This is a genomic window from Salinicola sp. JS01 (assembly GCF_030284585.1).
GTDB lineage: Bacteria > Pseudomonadota > Gammaproteobacteria > Pseudomonadales > Halomonadaceae > Salinicola.
Genome location: NZ_CP127244.1, coordinates 1604901 through 1620573 on the forward strand (window position 1 = coordinate 1604901; position 15673 = coordinate 1620573).

The following is a 15673-nucleotide window of genomic DNA, read 5'->3' on the forward strand; positions in this document are numbered from 1 at the left end:
GGTGGATGCTGGCCGCCGCGCTGCTGCTCAGCGGCTGTGCCGGCGGCCCTGGCGGGAGCGGGGGTGGGCGCTACGCGGCGAGTCAGGATGGCTATCCCGATGCTCCCCGTGACGTCTCCCAGGTGCCGGATGCGGTGCCCAAGGTGGAGCCGCGCTCGCGCAGCGGCAATCGGCCGACCTACCGCGTGTGGGGCAAGACCTACCACGTGCTCAGCGACCCCAGCGGCTATGTCGCCGAGGGGCGGGCCTCTTTCTACGGCACCAAGTTCCAGGGTTACGATACCGCCAGCGGCGAGCCCTACGACATGTACAAGATGTCGGCGGCGCACCGCTCGTTGCCGTTGCCGACCTATGCCCGGGTGACCAATCTGGACAACGGGCGCCAGGTGATCGTGCGCATCAACGACCGTGGGCCTTTCCACGACGATCGCCTGATCGATCTCTCCTACGCGGCGGCGGCACGGCTGGACATTCTCGGGCACGGCACCGGGCGGGTGCGGGTCGAGGCGATCGACCCGGTGGCCTGGGCGAAGACCCACGGCGGTGGCCGCTCTGGGCCCCGGGTCGCCGCCGCGCCGGCCGCACCCGCGCGGGTAGCGGGCACCGCGCAGACCTCGGCGGCACCCCGGCGCAACGATCCGCTGTCGACCGCCGTCGACCGCGCTGCCGCGGCTAGCGACCCGGGTACCCGCGCTGCCACTGCCGCGCCAGGCCCGGTGACGCAGACCGGTATGACGCAGACCAGAGTGGCGCAGGGTACACGCGGCGTTCGCTATCTACAGGTCGCTGCGCTGGGCTCGCAGGACAAGGCCCTGGCGCTCCAGTCGAGGCTGCAAGGCTTGCTGTCGCAGCCGGTGCGCATCGACAATAGCGCCTCTCTCTATCGCGTTCAGGTCGGCCCGATCGATGACCTGGCATCCCTGGAAACCGTTCGGGCAACCTTGAGTGACGCCGGCTTCGGTCAGACGTTCGTGGTATCGCCCACCCAGTAACCTTCGTTCAACGAGAATTCGATTGTCATGAAAGCGCTGTTCACTTCGTCACTTCCCCGCTGGGTCCTTTCGGCCTCGCTGTGCCTGGGGCTGCTCACGTCCCCGGCCGGCGCACAGCAGCAACCCACCCCGGACAGTCAGATGCCCGAGGGCAGCAACCCGCAGCCTGAGCAGATGATCCCTTCGCCGCCGGATCTCGCCGCTTCTTCCTGGGTGTTGATGGATGCCGCCACCGGCCAACTGCTGGTCAATCACAACGGCGATCAGCGCCTGCCGCCGGCTAGCCTGACCAAGATGATGACGGCGTACATCGTCGAACAGGAGATCGAGCGCGGCAATATCCATGACAGCGACATGGTCAGCATCAGCGAGAACGCCTGGCGCACCGGCGGGTCGCGCATGTTCATCCGCGAAGGTACCCAGGTCAGCGTCAAGGATCTGCTCCACGGCGTGGTGATCCAGTCGGGCAACGACGCCAGCGTCGCGCTGTCCGAATACATTGCCGGCAGCGAATCGGCGTTCGCCGATCTGATGAACCAGCAGGCGCAGCGCATGGGGATGCAGAATTCGCACTTCATGAACCCCACCGGCCTGCCGCACGATGACCACTATTCTTCGGCCCACGATCTCGCGATCCTGGCCCGCCACATCATCGAAGACTACCCCGACCACTATAAGGTCTACTCGCAGAAGTACTTCACCTACAACGATATTCGCCAGCCCAACCGCAACCGTTTGCTGTGGCGCGACCCTGACGTCGATGGCCTCAAGACCGGGCATACCGAAGCGGCTGGCTTCTGTCTGGTGGCCTCAGCCAAGAAGCAGGACACGCGTCTGATCGCGGTGGTGATGGGAACCCAGTCTGACGAGGCGCGTGCCGCCGAGACCCAGCGACTGCTCAACTACGGCTTCCGTTTCTATCAGACACGCAAGCTCTACGATGCCGGCTCGGTGCTCAATCAGGCGCGTGTCTGGGGCGGTGCGCAGGACACGGTGCGTCTGGGCGTGCAGCATGAAGTGAGCATGACCGTGCCGCGGGGCAGCGCCGACAATCTGACCGCGCGTCTGAATATCCCCGAGACGCTGCACGCGCCGATCCAGGCGGGCCAGCAGATCGGTACGCTGGAGATCAAGTCCGGCGACAAGGTGCTGGGTCAGGAGCCGCTGGTGGCGCTGGAAGGCGTCGAAGAGGGCAGTATCTTCAAGCGCGTGTGGGATAGCATCGTGCTGTTCGTCACCGGCCTGTTCAACTGATCCAAGTCATCTGACGCCCGCCGCGGCACGCCGGTTCGACCCGGCGGTCGCGGCGGGCGTGTTGGTGCATGCGGCGTTCTTGCGTAGAATGGGCGGAAACCGCAGCCGGTTCGTAACTCGATGACCCAGACCCCCGATAACGTCGATCTGCCGCGACCCAAGATCGAATTCCCGTGTGACTATCCCATTCGCGTCGTCGGTGACGCGGCCGAAGATTTCGTCGCTGCCATCAGCGCGGTGATCGCGCGCCACTCGCCGGGCTTCGACAGCTCGGCGATCACGCTTTCGGATAGTCGCAATGGCCGCTTCCAGTCCGCGCGGGCGGTGATCCGCGCGACCAGCGAGGCGCAGCTCAACGCGCTGTTCGAAGAGCTCAAGGCGACCGGTCGCGTGCATATGGTGCTGTGACCGCCATGGCCGAGCTGGAGCTCTATCGCCTGGGCCGCGCGCCCTATCGCCCGGTATGGGAGGCGATGTCGCGCTTTACCGACACCCGCGACGGCGCGAGTGTCGATCAGCTGTGGCTGGTACAGCACGACCCGGTGTTCACCCAGGGCCGGGCGGGCAAGCCCGAACATCTGCTGCTGCCGGGAGACATTCCGGTCGTGGCGAGTGATCGCGGTGGCCAGGTGACCTACCACGGCCCGGGGCAGATCGTGCTCTATCCGTTGCTCAACGTTCGCCGGCTGGGCGTCGGCGTGCGCGAGCTGGTGAGCCTGCTGGAGCAGGCGGTGATCGATCTGCTCGCCGTTCACGGCATCGATGCCCGGGCGCGGGCCGATGCCCCCGGCGTCTATGTCGGTGCGCGCAAGATCGCCTCGCTGGGGCTGCGCATCCGGCGTGGCTGCAGCTTTCACGGCGTCGCGCTCAACGTGGATATGGATCTGGCCCCGTTCTCGCGCATCAATCCGTGCGGTTATGCCGGGCTCGAGATGACCCAGCTGCGTGACCTCGGTGTGGCGACGCCGGATCTCGACGCGGAAGCCACCCGGCTCGCCGGCTGCTTCGCCGCGCGCCTGGGCGCCACCCTGGTCGAGCGCACTGACCGGCCGGCGGCCCTGACAGCGGACGCGATGGCCTGAGCGGCATCGTCAGGGCGCGCAAGACGCCGCCCGAACTCAATGAATCATCAGGATGGGACTTATGACCGAGACCACCGTCATGCAAACGCCCGATTCGAAAAAGCCCGGGCGTGTCGAGCGCGGCGTCAAGCTGCGCGGCGCGGAGAAGGTCGCGCGCATCCCCGTCAAGGTCATCCCGACCGAGACGCTGCCCAAGAAGCCCGACTGGCTGCGCGTGCGCATGCCGGTCTCGCCACAGGTCACCCATATCAAGCAGACGCTGCGCAAGCACGGTCTGCACACGGTGTGCGAGGAGGCCTCGTGCCCCAACCTGGGCGAGTGCTTCAGCGGTGGCACCGCGACCTTCATGATCATGGGCGACATCTGCACCCGGCGCTGCCCGTTCTGCGACGTTGCCCACGGGCGCCCCAATGCGCTCAACGACAAGGAGCCGCGGGAGCTGGCCGAGGCGATCGCCGAGATGGGCCTCAACTACGTGGTAGTGACCTCGGTCGATCGTGACGACCTGCGCGACGGCGGCGCTCAGCACTTCGCCGACTGTATCCGCGAGATTCGCCGCGACAGCCCCGAGATCGAGATCGAGGTGCTGGTGCCCGACTTCCGCGGGCGCATGCAGGTGGCGCTGGACATCCTCGAAGGGGAGGCGCCGGACGTCTTCAACCACAACCTGGAGACGGTGCCGTCGCTCTACCGCAAGGTGCGTCCCGGGGCCGACTATCAGTGGTCGCTGGACCTGCTCAAGGGTTACAAGGCGCGCCGCCCCGAGGTCATGACCAAGTCCGGTCTGATGCTCGGCGTCGGCGAGACCGACGAGCAGGTGATCGAGGTCATGCGCGATCTGCGCGCTCATGACGTCGACATGCTCACTCTGGGCCAGTACATGCAGCCGTCGCGCAACCACCTGCCGGTGGATCGCTGGGTACATCCGAGTACCTTCGACTGGTTCGCCGAGCAGGGTAGGGCGATGGGCTTCACCCATGTGGCTTCCGGGCCGCTGGTGCGCTCCTCCTATCACGCCGACAAGCAGGCCCACGGCGTCGAAGTGAAGTGAGTTTGCGCTGAGGCTGGTGCGCTCACGCAGCGCGCCGGTCTCCATGCCCCTCCGGGCGTGGGCCGCAAGACAATCGGGACGCGGCCGCTGGAACCGGCGCCGCGCCTTTCGGCGGTGTGCCGCCGCGTTCGCAGAGGTCCTGACATGATTGCCCCTTCATCCCCTGATAACGAGCAGACGCGCCTTTCCGCGCTGCACAAGCTCGAGCTGCTGGACACCCACGCTGACGAAGGCTTCGACCGTTTGACCGAACTGGCCACACGAATCTTCGACGTGCCAATGTCGATGATCACGCTGGTCGACGAGGATCGCCAATGGTTCAAGTCGCGTCAGGGCCTGAGCGTGTGCGAGACGCCGCGGCGTATCTCATTCTGTGGGCACGTGGTGGCCGATGGGGTGCCGCTGGTGATCCACAACGCGCTGAAGGATGCGCGCTTCGCTGACAATCCGCTGGTGCTCGGCTCACCGTTCATTCGCTTCTATGCCGGCTATCCGCTGTTCGTAGAGTCCGGGGCGTGCATCGGCACGCTGTGCCTGATTGGCACCTTGCCGCGGGCCTTCGACGAAGGCGACATGGATCGCCTGCGCCTGATGGCGGCCATCGCCGAGGAGCTGGTGTCGCTGCATGTGTTGCGTGTGCAAACGGCCCAGGGTGGCGCCTGAGAGGGTGTCTACGAAATGCCTGCGCGCGACGATACGGCGTTGAAATCGGCCTCGTAAGCGAGCCGGCCCCCGTCGAAATGCTCATTCACACCAGCGTAAACTGGAGCGCGAGCGCAGTGCGTTGTCTGATCGATGTTGCCCAGGCTGTGTGCCCCGGCGCCGTTCAGGCGTCGGCGCTGGGCAGGCAGACCAGGGTCGGGGTGTCGATCGGGGTCATCGGGGCGCGGAAGTGGGCGTTGAGTTCCGGCAATAGCTCGCGCACGAAGCGCAGGAACAGCTCCGTCACCGGGGTGGGGTAGCGATCCTTGGGGTAGACGGTGCACCACGAGCGGCGTAGCGGGAAGCCCGGCAGGGTGGGGCTGGCGAGCAGGTTCGAGGCCAGTTCGAGCTGTACCGCCAGACGCGGCAGCACCGCCACGCCGAGATGAGCCATCACCCCCTGCTTGATCGCCTCGTTGGTTCCTAGCTCGATGGTGTGGTGCAGCGAGATACGCTCGCGGGCGGCGAAATCCTCGAACGCCGTGCGCGCTCCCGAGCCGGGTTCGCGCATCAGGAGGTAGTGGCGGGCGAAATCCTCCAGCGTCGGCCGTTCGGCGGTCACTAGCGGATGCCCCGGCCACACCACCGGAATCAGCTCGTTGTCCAGGATCGGCATGAACACCAGGTTCGGGTCGTCCGGTACCATCCCCATGATCACCAGATCGTCGCGCCGCTCGGCGAGTCGCTCCAGCGCCTGCACGCGATTGCACACGCGCAGCCGCACCTGCACCTCCGGATAGCGCGCGCGAAAGCGCGCCAGGATATGCGGCACCACATACTGCGCGGTGGAGACCGCCGCCAGATTGAGTTCCCCGCGAATCGTCCCCGCCAGCTCTGAAAGCTCCATCTGCAGGCTCGACACCTGCCCGAAGATCGACTGCACCGAGGCCGAAAGGGCGTCCGCCGCCGGCAGGACGTGCAGCGTCTTGCCCGCATATTTGAACAGCGGCTGGCCGAGGGCCTGCTCGAGCTGGCGGATCTGCGCGCTTACCGCGGGCTGCGTCAGCCCCAGCTGCTCGGCGGCCCGCGAGTAGGACTGCTGCCGATGAACGGCCTGGAACACCTGGAGCTGCCGGAATGTCAGGCGGTTGAGCAGGTTGGGGCGCGACATGATGGACGTCCTCGCGGTCAGGTATAAGGTCTAGCTTATAGGTCGGCAAAGAAATATCAATTTTTCTATTGGCTCGCGGGTGGCTAGCGTAGAAAGCCGATGACAAAGCCGACAACAACGACGCACAACTCGGAGGGCAGACGGTGTTCAAGAAGCTGCTAATTGCCAACCGCGGCGAGATCGCCGTGCGTATTGTACGGGCCTGTGCCGAGATGGGCATCCGTTCGGTGGCGATCTATACCGAGCCGGATCGCTTCTCGCTCCACGTAAAGGGGGCGGACGAGTCGCACTTCGTCGGCGAGGAGCCGCTGGCGGGCTATCTCGACGCCCACCGGCTGGTCAACCTGGCCCGCGAGACCGGCTGCGACGCGATCCATCCCGGTTACGGCTTTCTTTCCGAGAGCGCCGACTTTGCGCGTATCTGCACCCAGGCGGGGATTACGTTCGTCGGCCCCAGCGCCGAGGTCATCGCGCGCATGGGCGACAAGACCGCAGCGCGTGCGGCGATGCGCGAGGCCGGAGTGCCGGTGACGCCGGGGTCGGCGGGCAATCTGCCGGATCGCGACGCGGCGCTGGAAGTCGCCGCGGAGATCGGCTACCCGGTGATGCTCAAGGCGACCTCCGGCGGCGGCGGGCGCGGCATTCGCCGCTGTGATGACGAAAACCAGCTCAAGCAGGCGTGGGAGCGGGTGATCTCGGAGGCGACCAAGGCCTTCGGCAGTGCCGAAGTGTTCATGGAGAAGTGCGTCGTCGATCCGCACCATATCGAAGTGCAGATTCTCGCCGATGCCCACGGTAACGTGATCCATCTGTTCGAGCGTGACTGTTCGATCCAGCGCCGCAACCAGAAGCTTATCGAGATCGCGCCCAGTCCCCAGCTCACCCCGGAACTGCGCAGCTACGTGGGCAAGATGGCGGTGCGCGCGGCCGAGGCGGTGGGCTACGAGAATGCCGGTACCGTGGAGTTCCTCGTCAAGGACAACGAGGTCTACTTCATGGAGATGAATACCCGGGTCCAGGTCGAGCACACCATCACCGAGGCGATCACCGGGATCGATATCGTGCGCGAGCAGCTGCGGGTGGCGGCGGGGGAGCGTCTCGCCTTCCGCCAAGCGGATGTCGTCCACCACGGCTACGCGATCCAGTTCCGGATCAACGCCGAAGACCCCAAGAACGACTTCCTGCCCAGCTTCGGTCGCATCACCCGCTACTACGCGCCAGGCGGGCCGGGGGTGCGTACCGACACCGCGATCTACACCGGCTACACCATTCCGCCCTATTTCGACTCGATGTGTCTCAAGCTGATCGTCTGGGGCATGACCTGGGAAGAAACGCTGGATCGCGGCATTCGCGCGCTCAACGACATGCGCCTGCAGGGGGTCAAGACGACCACCCCCTACTATCAGGAAATTCTGCGGCATCCCGATTTTCGCGCCGGCCACTTCGATACCGGCTTCGTGCCGGCGCATCCGGAGCTGCTCAACTACTCCGTCAAACGCAACCCGGAAGAGGTAGCGCTGGCGATCGCCGCGGCGATCGCCGCGCATGCCGGCCTTTGAGGCGCCGTGCCGACAGTCATGAGGAGAGAGACAATGAACAACGCCAAGACGACGCCGGTCAAGATAAGTGATGTGGTGCTCCGCGACGGCCACCAGTCGCTGATCGCCACGCGCATGCGCACCGAGGATATGCTGCCGATCTGTGCCAAGCTCGATGCCATCGGTTTTCACGCGCTGGAGGTGTGGGGCGGGGCGACCTTCGACGCCTGCGTGCGCTTCCTCAAGGAGGACCCGTGGGAGCGTTTGACCGCGTTGCGTGAGGCGCTGCCCGATACCCCGCTGCAGATGCTGCTGCGTGGCCAGAACCTGCTCGGTTACCGCCACTATGCCGATGACGTGGTCGAGCGCTTCGTTGCCCGCGCCGCCGACAACGGCATCGACATCTTCCGGGTCTTCGATGCGCTCAACGACCTGCGCAATCTGGAGACCGCGATGAAGGCGGTCAAGGCGAGCGGCAAGCATGCCCAGGGCACGATCTGCTACACCGTGAGCCCGGTGCATACCCTGGAGAGTTATCTGGAGCAGGCCCAGCGCCTGGTCGACATGGGCGCCGACTCGATCGCGATCAAGGACATGGCTGGGCTGTTAACCCCTTACGCCACCAGCGAGCTGGTCGCCGGGCTGGTCGAAACGGTGGACGTGCCGGTGCACCTGCACGCCCACGCTACGGCCGGGCTCGCCTCGCTGTGCCAGTTGAAAGCTGTGGAGGCGGGTTGTCGGCATATCGACACCTGCAACTCGGCCTTTGCCAACGGCACCAGCCACCCCTCCACCGAGGCGATGGTCGCTGCCTTCCAGGGTACGCCCTATGACACCGGCCTCGATCTGGTGGCGCTCAAGGAGATTGGCGACTACTTCCGCGAGGTGCGCAAGAAGTATGCGGCCTTCGAGAGCGAGTACACCCGCGAGGATGTCAGCGTGCAGATCTGGCAGGTGCCCGGCGGGATGATGTCCAACCTGGCCAACCAGATGAAGGAGCAGAACGCGCTCGGCCGTATCATGGACGTGTTCGACGAGATCCCGCGGGTGCGTGCCGATCTCGGCTACCCGCCGCTGGTCACCCCGACCTCGCAGATCGTCGGCACCCAGGCGGCGATGAACGTGCTCACCGGCGAGCGCTACAAGTCGATCACCAATGAAGTGAAGCGTTACCTGTTGGGGGGCTATGGCCAGCCGCCGGCCGCGGTCGACGAAGAGGTGCGACGCAAGGCGATCGGCAGCGAGCCGGTCGACGAGGGGCGACCCGCCGACCAGCTGCAGCCGGAAATGGCGCGCCTGGAAAAAGAGATCGGCGAACTCGCCGAGCGCGAGGAGGATGTGCTCACCTTCGCCATGTTCCCGGACCTGGGGCGCGATTTCCTCAAGGGCCGGCGCGACGGCACCCTGGTGCCGGAGGCGATTCCCGCGCCCAGCAGCAGCGGTGGCGGCGAGCGACCGGTCTCCGAGGGCGTGCCGACGGAGTTCGTCATCGACGTCCACGGCGAATCCTACGAGGTGCAGATCACCGGTGTGGGTAGTGGCAGCGGCAGCAAGCGCCGCGTCTACCTGACCCTGGACGGCATGCCCGAAGAGGTGGTGTTCGAGGCCAAGAACGAGTTCGTGCAGGAGGGCAAGGGCGCCGGACGTGCCAAGGCCAGCGCGCCGGGGCATGTCACCACCTCGATGCCGGGCAATATCGTCGACGTGCTGGTGGCCGAGGGCGACAGCGTCGAGGCCGGCCAGGCGGTGCTGATCACCGAGGCGATGAAGATGGAGACCGAGGTGCAGTCGCGCATCAAGGGCACGGTCAAGGCGGTTCACGTCGCCAAGGGTGATCGTGTCACGCCGGGTGAGGTACTGGTCGAGATCGAGTGAGGGGCGGCGGCGGTTTCTCCGCCGCCTTCCCGGGAAGCCCGAGACAAGACGGCGCGGCGTCGAAGGACGCCGCGCCGTCTGTTTTGTTGCCCGCTGCTGGCGAGCCGCCTATCGCTAGAAAGCGTTTGGATCGCCTTTCATAGCCGCTGGACGATATGGGCTGCTCCGGCGGCAGGGCGTCGCGAGGGCGCTATGAACCCCTCCTTGGGCGCTACCTTTGCCATCCCTGGCAAAGGACCCTCGCTTTGCCCTGTCCCCGGCGCCCATCGTCCTAGGGAATGGACATGAGCGCTTATCTCTGGGCGGCGCCTGGCGCGCCGCCGGCAGGGGCTCAGGCCTCGACCTGAATGATCTTCATGGTGTTGGTGCCGCCGTGGGCATTCATGTGGTCGCCGCGGGTCAGGATCACGTGATCGCCCTTGGCCGCCAGACCGCGGCCCACCAGCTCGTCGATGGCACCGGCGTTGATCTCGGTCAGCGGGAAGCGCGAGCTATCGAACACCAGCGAGACCACGCCACGGTAGAGCGCCATGCGCCGCTGCACCGCCGCGGTCTCGGCCAGCGCCACGATCGGCAGCCCCGAGCGGATGCGCGAGGCGATCAGCGGGGTATAACCGGTGGCGGTGAGACAGGCGATGGCGACCACGCCGGAGAGGTGGTTGGCGGCGTACATCGCCGACAGCGCCACGGTCTCGTCGATGCGCGAGAAGCCCTCGTGGATGCGGTGCTTGGACTCCTGGGCGCTGCGCTCGCGCTCGGCGCCGAGGCACAGCCGGTCCATGGCGCGGATGGTCTCGACCGGGTAGTCGCCGGCGGCGGTCTCGGCCGAGAGCATCACCGCGTCGGTGCCGTCGAGCACCGCGTTGGCGACGTCGAACACCTCGGCGCGGGTCGGCAGCGGCGAGTCGATCATCGACTCCATCATCTGGGTGGCGGTGATCACCACCTTGTTGAGCGAGCGGGCGCGGCCGATGATGCGCTTCTGCACGCCGATCAGCTGGGCGTCGCCGATCTCGACCCCGAGATCGCCGCGGGCGACCATCACCGCCTCCGAGGCGCGGATGATGTCATCCAGCGTCTCCGGGTCGGCGACCGCCTCGGCGCGCTCGATTTTGGCGACCAGGCCGATCTCCTGGCCAGCCTCGCCGAGCAGCTCGCGGGCGTACTGCATGTCGGCCCCGCTACGCGGGAAGGAGACCGCCAGATAGTCGACGCCGATGTCGATCGCGGTCTTCAGGTCTTCCTTGTCCTTCTCGGTCAGGGCCGCGGCGGAGAGGCCGCCACCCTGCTTGTTGATGCCCTTGTTGTTGGTCAGCTTGCCACCCACCTTTACCTTGGTGACGATCTTGCTGCCGTCGAGGCGTTCGACTTCCAGTACCAGGCGGCCATCGTCGAGCAGCAGCACGTCGCCGGCGTCGACGTCATCGGCCAGCTCCTTGTAGTCGCAGCCCACCTGCTCGCTGGTGCCTTCGTCACGCCCCAGCGAAACGTCGATCACGAATGGCTGGCCCTTTTCCAGCTTGACGCCACCTTCGGCCTTGAAGCGTGCGATACGGATCTTCGGCCCCTGCAGGTCGCCGAGGGCAGCAACCGCGCGGCCCTGGCGTTCGGCGGACTCGCGCACCGCCTTGAGGCGGCGGCGGTGGTCTTCCGGGTTGCCGTGGGAGAAGTTCAGGCGAACCACATCGACACCCGCTTCGATCAGGGCATCCAACACGCCTTCGCGGTCCGTGGCGGGACCTAGCGTAGCGACGATCTTGGTGCGACGAATCGGGCCGTGAAAGGCGTGCTGCATGGAAAATCTCCTGGCGACTGGATGGTGCATCCCGCGTCGATGCGTGTCTGGCGGCGGGTGCGATGACAGGTGGTTATTTTACAACATCGGCTGCGCCTTGTCCGAGGCGATGGCGTCCGGCTTTCTCCGGCGGCGCGCCGTCTCGACCCGAGTGTAACGCGCCAGCGCCGCGAGCGACACGCAAGGCGCGTGGCGCCACTCGATACTCGGGCACCCGCTCGCGGTGGCAAATCCTGGCGTATGGGCAGATTCCGGCTAGGGTATTCACAGATGCCGCCAGCGTGCCGCGTACTCGAAGAGGCCTAGACGCGCGGTGATACATGGCTGGACCGGTGCTTGGAATTCGGCACCGGCAGCCCAATAACGCGGTTCCCGGCGACGGCCAGCGCCGCGCCGTGAAAGTCAAGCTACGGCTGGCGCCGTGTGGAGCGCTAGGGTAGGGTAGGCGGATTTTCCGGCCGCCTCCCTCTGACTCGCGCCATCTCGAGCACGCGTCGACCGGAGCCGCCGCTATATAGAAGAAGCAGGAGCGCTATGGGCAAGTCACTGGTTATCGTCGAGTCTCCGGCCAAAGCCAAGACCATCAACAAGTATCTCGGCAACGACTTCGTCGTGAAGTCGAGTGTCGGGCATATTCGTGATCTGCCGACCAGTGGCTCGTCCAAGCAGGCCAGCGATCCCAAGGAGCGTGCGCGGCAGGCCGCGGCGACGCGCAAGATGTCGCCGGAGGAGAAGGCCGAGTACAAGAAGCAGAAGCAGTGGGACCAGCTGGTGCGGCGCATGGGCATCGATCCCGAACACGGCTGGCGCGCCAACTATGAGGTGCTGCCGGGCAAGGAGAAGGTGGTCGAGGAGCTCAAGAAGCTGGCCGACAAGAGCGACACCATCTATCTCGCGACCGATTTGGACCGCGAAGGGGAGGCGATCGCCTGGCACCTCAAGGAGACCATCGGCGGCGACGACAAGCGCTACAAGCGGGTGGTGTTCAACGAGATCACCAAGAACGCCATCCAGGAGGCGTTCAAGCAGCCCGGCAGCCTCAACGTGGCCCGGGTCGAAGCGCAGCAGACGCGTCGCTTCCTCGATCGCGTGGTCGGCTTCATGGTCTCGCCGCTGCTCTGGAGCAAGGTCGCCCGGGGGCTTTCCGCCGGTCGCGTGCAGTCGGTGGCGGTGCGTCTGATCGTCGACCGCGAGCGCGAGATCCGCGCCTTCGTGCCGGAGGAGTTCTGGGACGTTCATCTCGACACCGCCACCGCCGATGGTGAGGCGGTGCGCTTCGAGGTGGTGCGCGAGAAGGGCGAGACCTTCCGCCCCACCTCCGAGCGCGAGACGCTCGAGCGCATCGCCCCGCTGCGGCGCGACGCCTTCACGGTCACCGAGCGCGAGACCCGGCCGACCCGCTCCAAGCCCAACGCGCCCTTCATCACCTCGACTTTGCAGCAGGCCGCCAGCGGGCGCCTGGGTTTCTCGGTGAAGAAGACCATGACCCTGGCGCAGCGCCTCTATGAGGCGGGCTACATCACCTATATGCGTACCGATTCCACCAACCTGTCCCAGGATGCGGTGGCGAGTGCGCGTGACTACATCCACGGAGAGTACGGCGAGCGCTACCTGCCCGAAGAGGCCATTCGCTACTCGAGCAAGCAGAACGCCCAGGAAGCACACGAGGCGATCCGCCCCTCCAACGTCAAGCAGCGCGCCGATGACCTGCCGGTGGAGCGTGACGCACAGCGTCTCTACGAGCTGATCTGGCGCCAGTTCGTGGCCTGCCAGATGGTGCCGGCGGAGTATCTGGCCACCACCCTGACCATCGAGAGCGATGGCTTCGAGCTCAAGGCGCGCGGTCGTGTGCTCAAGTTCGACGGTTACACCCGGGTGATGAAGCCGATGGCGAAGAAGGACGACGCCACCCAGCTGCCCGACATCGACAAGGGCGATCGCCTCGAGGTGGTCCAGCTCGACCCGCAGCAGCACTTCACCAAGCCGCCGGCGCGCTATACCGAGGCGAGCCTGGTCAAGGAGCTGGAGAAGCGCGGTATCGGCCGCCCCTCGACCTACGCCGCGATCATCTCGACCATTCAGGACCGCGGCTACGTCAAGCTCGACAGCCGCCGCTTCTACGCCGAGAAGCTGGGTGAGATCGTCACCGATCGCCTGGTCGAGTCGTTCAACGACCTGCTCGACTACGGCTTCACCGCACGCATGGAAGACCGTCTCGACGAGGTCGCCGAGGGGCACGAGAACTGGCAGCAGCTGCTCGACGCCTTCTACGCCGACTTCAAGCGCAAGCTCGATCACGCCGAGGGCGAGGACGGCATGCGCCCCAACGAGCCGATCGCCACCGATATCGCCTGCCCGACCTGCGGTCGGCCGATGCAGATCCGTATCGCCTCCACCGGGGTGTTCCTCGGCTGTTCGGGCTACAACCTGCCGCCCAAGGAGCGCTGCAAGACCACCATCGACCTGATCCCCGGCGAGGAGGCGGTGCCGGAGGATGCCGACGAGTCGGCGGAGACCGATGCGCTGCGCGCCAAGCGGCGTAATCCCAACACTGGCACGGCGATGGACAGCTATCTCATCGACGAGGGGCGCAAGCTCTATATCAGCAACGACGATGACGGCTACTACGAGATCGAGCAGGGGCGCTTCCGCATCAAGGGCTACGACGGCCCGGTGATCGAATGCGACAAGTGTGGCTCGGAGATGCAGCTCAAGAGCGGCCGCTTCGGCAAGTACTTCGCCTGCACCAACGAGGCCTGCGGCAACACCCGCAAGCTGCTCAAGAGTGGCGAGGTGGCGCCGCCCAAGATGGACCCGATCCCGATGCCCGAGCTCGCCTGCCAGAAGGTCGACGACCATTACGTGCTGCGTGACGGCGCCAGCGGGCTGTTCCTGGCCGCGAGCCAGTTCCCCAAGAATCGCGAGACCCGCGCGCCGCTGGTCAAGGAGCTCAAGGCGCACGCCGAGGCGCTGCCCGAGAAGTACCACTTCCTGCTCGAAGCGCCGAGCGAGGACCCGGACGGGCGTCCGGCGCAGATCCGCTTCTCGCGCAAGACCAAGAGCCAGTACGTGATGACCGACGAGGATGGCAAGGCGACCGGCTGGCGCGCGATCTTCGAGGATGGCCGCTGGCAGGTGGAGGACAAGCGCAAGTGAGTGCCGTCGCCCGCACCAATCAGCTGCTCTATCAGACCGAGCTGCTGCTGGCTATGCCGGCGGGTGACGACGAGCACGCGCCGGCGCGACGCATGGCGCTCGAGGAGGCCGCGCTGGGTCAGCTCGGGCTGGCGTTCGAGGCGTTGCTGCGCGAGGTGACCACCCATGCCCCCGGCGGCGCGCCGGACTGGCGCACATGGCTCGACGCCGCGAGCCAGCGTCAGGCGGGCGGTGACGCGCCGGTGCAAGCCGAGATCGCCGAGCTGGTCTGGCTCGAGTCGCTGGCGGTTCGGCCGGAGAGCTGGTTGGCGCTACTGCTGGCACGTCTTGCCGCCCTGCAGAGTGACGACGGCGTAGCGCGACGTGGCGACGGTGTGCCGGGACTGATCACGAGTGCCGGGGCGACGCCGCTGGGCGATGAACTGCGCTGGTGCCTGGGTGAGTTCAAGGCGCTGCTGCCGAGCCTGCGTCAGGGCAGTCAGGAGTGGTGACGACCCTGGGTCGACATGGTAGCCTTATCCACCGATCGACGACCGGGGCCCGCGCCCTGGTCGTTTTTTATTGAGCGCCGTCCCGGCTGCGTCGCAGGTCCGGGAAGGGCGTCGTTTCCGCATGCTTTGCAAGAGCAGTCGTTGTCGCCGTGACAGGAGAGAGACCGTGTCTGATACCGCCATTCTGGAAATCGTCGAACTCGCCGACGGCGAGGTGGTGCTGCGACCGGCGGAGGCGAGCGGCGAACCGCTGGTGAGCATTCGATTCTCCGAGGAGGCGCTGGAGCTGCTGCGTCGCAGCCGCTTCGACGTGGCGCGGGAGATGCTCGATCACGCCATCACTCGCACCCATCTGTGGGATGGTGAAGAGGAGGAGGCGCCGCAGGCGCCGGCGACGGTTCACTGAATACCGGCCGCCGCACCGCGGCGGCCCCCCGGCGTCATGTCCGAGCATGGCGCCCCCGCCGTCAGACGTCTTTTCCTCCGACCTCAGGCGTTTCTCACCCTAGCTCAAGACGTCTCTCACCCTATCCTCAGACGTCCCTCGTCTGCTTCTTGCGCTACCGGCCGGGATGCTGTCGCGTCGCCCAGCCGCAGGATGTCGTGCGATCTTTCACGGCAGTTGC

General features: G+C 66.2%; 13 protein-coding genes. 11 read left to right on the plus strand and 2 right to left on the minus strand.

Annotation, left to right across the window (positions count from 1 at the left end; genetic code table 11):
• The first annotated feature begins 5 nt into the window (after positions 1–5).
• From QO259_RS07265 to QO259_RS07290, 6 genes are all read left to right on the plus strand, one after another.
• On the plus strand, positions 6–992 hold the full coding sequence (locus tag QO259_RS07265; protein WP_502949147.1) for a septal ring lytic transglycosylase RlpA family protein: 987 nt from the start codon (positions 6–8) through the stop codon (positions 990–992).
• A 27-nt stretch (positions 993–1019) separates the two neighbouring features.
• On the plus strand, positions 1020–2246 hold the full coding sequence (locus QO259_RS07270; protein WP_207030818.1) for a D-alanyl-D-alanine carboxypeptidase family protein: 1227 nt from the start codon (positions 1020–1022) through the stop codon (positions 2244–2246).
• Positions 2247–2366: 120 nt separating this feature from the next.
• Positions 2367–2654, plus strand: coding sequence for an HP0495 family protein (locus tag QO259_RS07275; RefSeq protein ID WP_285952325.1), 288 nt, complete (start codon positions 2367–2369; stop codon positions 2652–2654).
• Positions 2655–2659: 5 nt separating this feature from the next.
• Positions 2660–3328 (plus strand): lipoyl(octanoyl) transferase LipB, encoded by a 669-nt coding sequence (lipB, locus tag QO259_RS07280; protein ID WP_285952326.1) that lies wholly within the window; start codon positions 2660–2662, stop codon positions 3326–3328.
• A gap of 61 nt (positions 3329–3389) precedes the next feature.
• Positions 3390–4379: a lipoyl synthase gene (gene lipA / locus QO259_RS07285; RefSeq protein WP_285952327.1), complete on the plus strand. Its 990-nt coding sequence runs from the start codon at positions 3390–3392 to the stop codon at positions 4377–4379.
• A 144-nt stretch (positions 4380–4523) separates the two neighbouring features.
• On the plus strand, positions 4524–5042 hold the full coding sequence (locus QO259_RS07290; protein WP_285952328.1) for a GAF domain-containing protein: 519 nt from the start codon (positions 4524–4526) through the stop codon (positions 5040–5042).
• Positions 5043–5205: 163 nt separating this feature from the next.
• Here QO259_RS07290 and QO259_RS07295 read toward each other — a convergent pair whose 3' ends face one another.
• Complete coding sequence (locus tag QO259_RS07295; protein ID WP_285952329.1) at positions 5206–6192, minus strand: LysR family transcriptional regulator; 987 nt, start codon at positions 6190–6192, stop codon at positions 5206–5208.
• 143 nt (positions 6193–6335) lie between these two features.
• On the opposite strand from QO259_RS07295, the gene QO259_RS07300 reads away from it, so the two are divergent.
• Positions 6336–7751 (plus strand): acetyl-CoA carboxylase biotin carboxylase subunit, encoded by a 1416-nt coding sequence (locus QO259_RS07300; protein WP_233076371.1) that lies wholly within the window; start codon positions 6336–6338, stop codon positions 7749–7751.
• 33 nt (positions 7752–7784) lie between these two features.
• Positions 7785–9605: a sodium-extruding oxaloacetate decarboxylase subunit alpha gene (oadA, locus tag QO259_RS07305; RefSeq protein ID WP_285952330.1), complete on the plus strand. Its 1821-nt coding sequence runs from the start codon at positions 7785–7787 to the stop codon at positions 9603–9605.
• 331 nt (positions 9606–9936) lie between these two features.
• On the opposite strand, the gene pyk is transcribed toward oadA, so the two are convergent.
• Entirely contained in the window at positions 9937–11400 is a 1464-nt protein-coding gene (gene pyk / locus QO259_RS07310; RefSeq protein ID WP_285952331.1) for a pyruvate kinase, read from the minus strand.
• Between the two features lie 534 nt (positions 11401–11934).
• On the opposite strand from pyk, the gene topA reads away from it, so the two are divergent.
• The 3 genes from topA to QO259_RS07325 all read left to right on the plus strand — a co-directional run bounded on the left by topA (position 11935) and on the right by QO259_RS07325 (position 15453).
• Positions 11935–14556 (plus strand): type I DNA topoisomerase, encoded by a 2622-nt coding sequence (topA, locus tag QO259_RS07315; protein ID WP_285952332.1) that lies wholly within the window; start codon positions 11935–11937, stop codon positions 14554–14556.
• Positions 14553–15047 (plus strand): DUF6586 family protein, encoded by a 495-nt coding sequence (locus QO259_RS07320; RefSeq protein ID WP_285952333.1) that lies wholly within the window; start codon positions 14553–14555, stop codon positions 15045–15047. The genes topA and QO259_RS07320 overlap by 4 nt, the downstream gene beginning before the upstream one ends.
• 166 nt (positions 15048–15213) lie before the next feature.
• Positions 15214–15453: a hypothetical protein gene (locus tag QO259_RS07325; RefSeq protein ID WP_035474513.1), complete on the plus strand. Its 240-nt coding sequence runs from the start codon at positions 15214–15216 to the stop codon at positions 15451–15453.
• Positions 15454–15673: the final 220 nt, after the last annotated feature.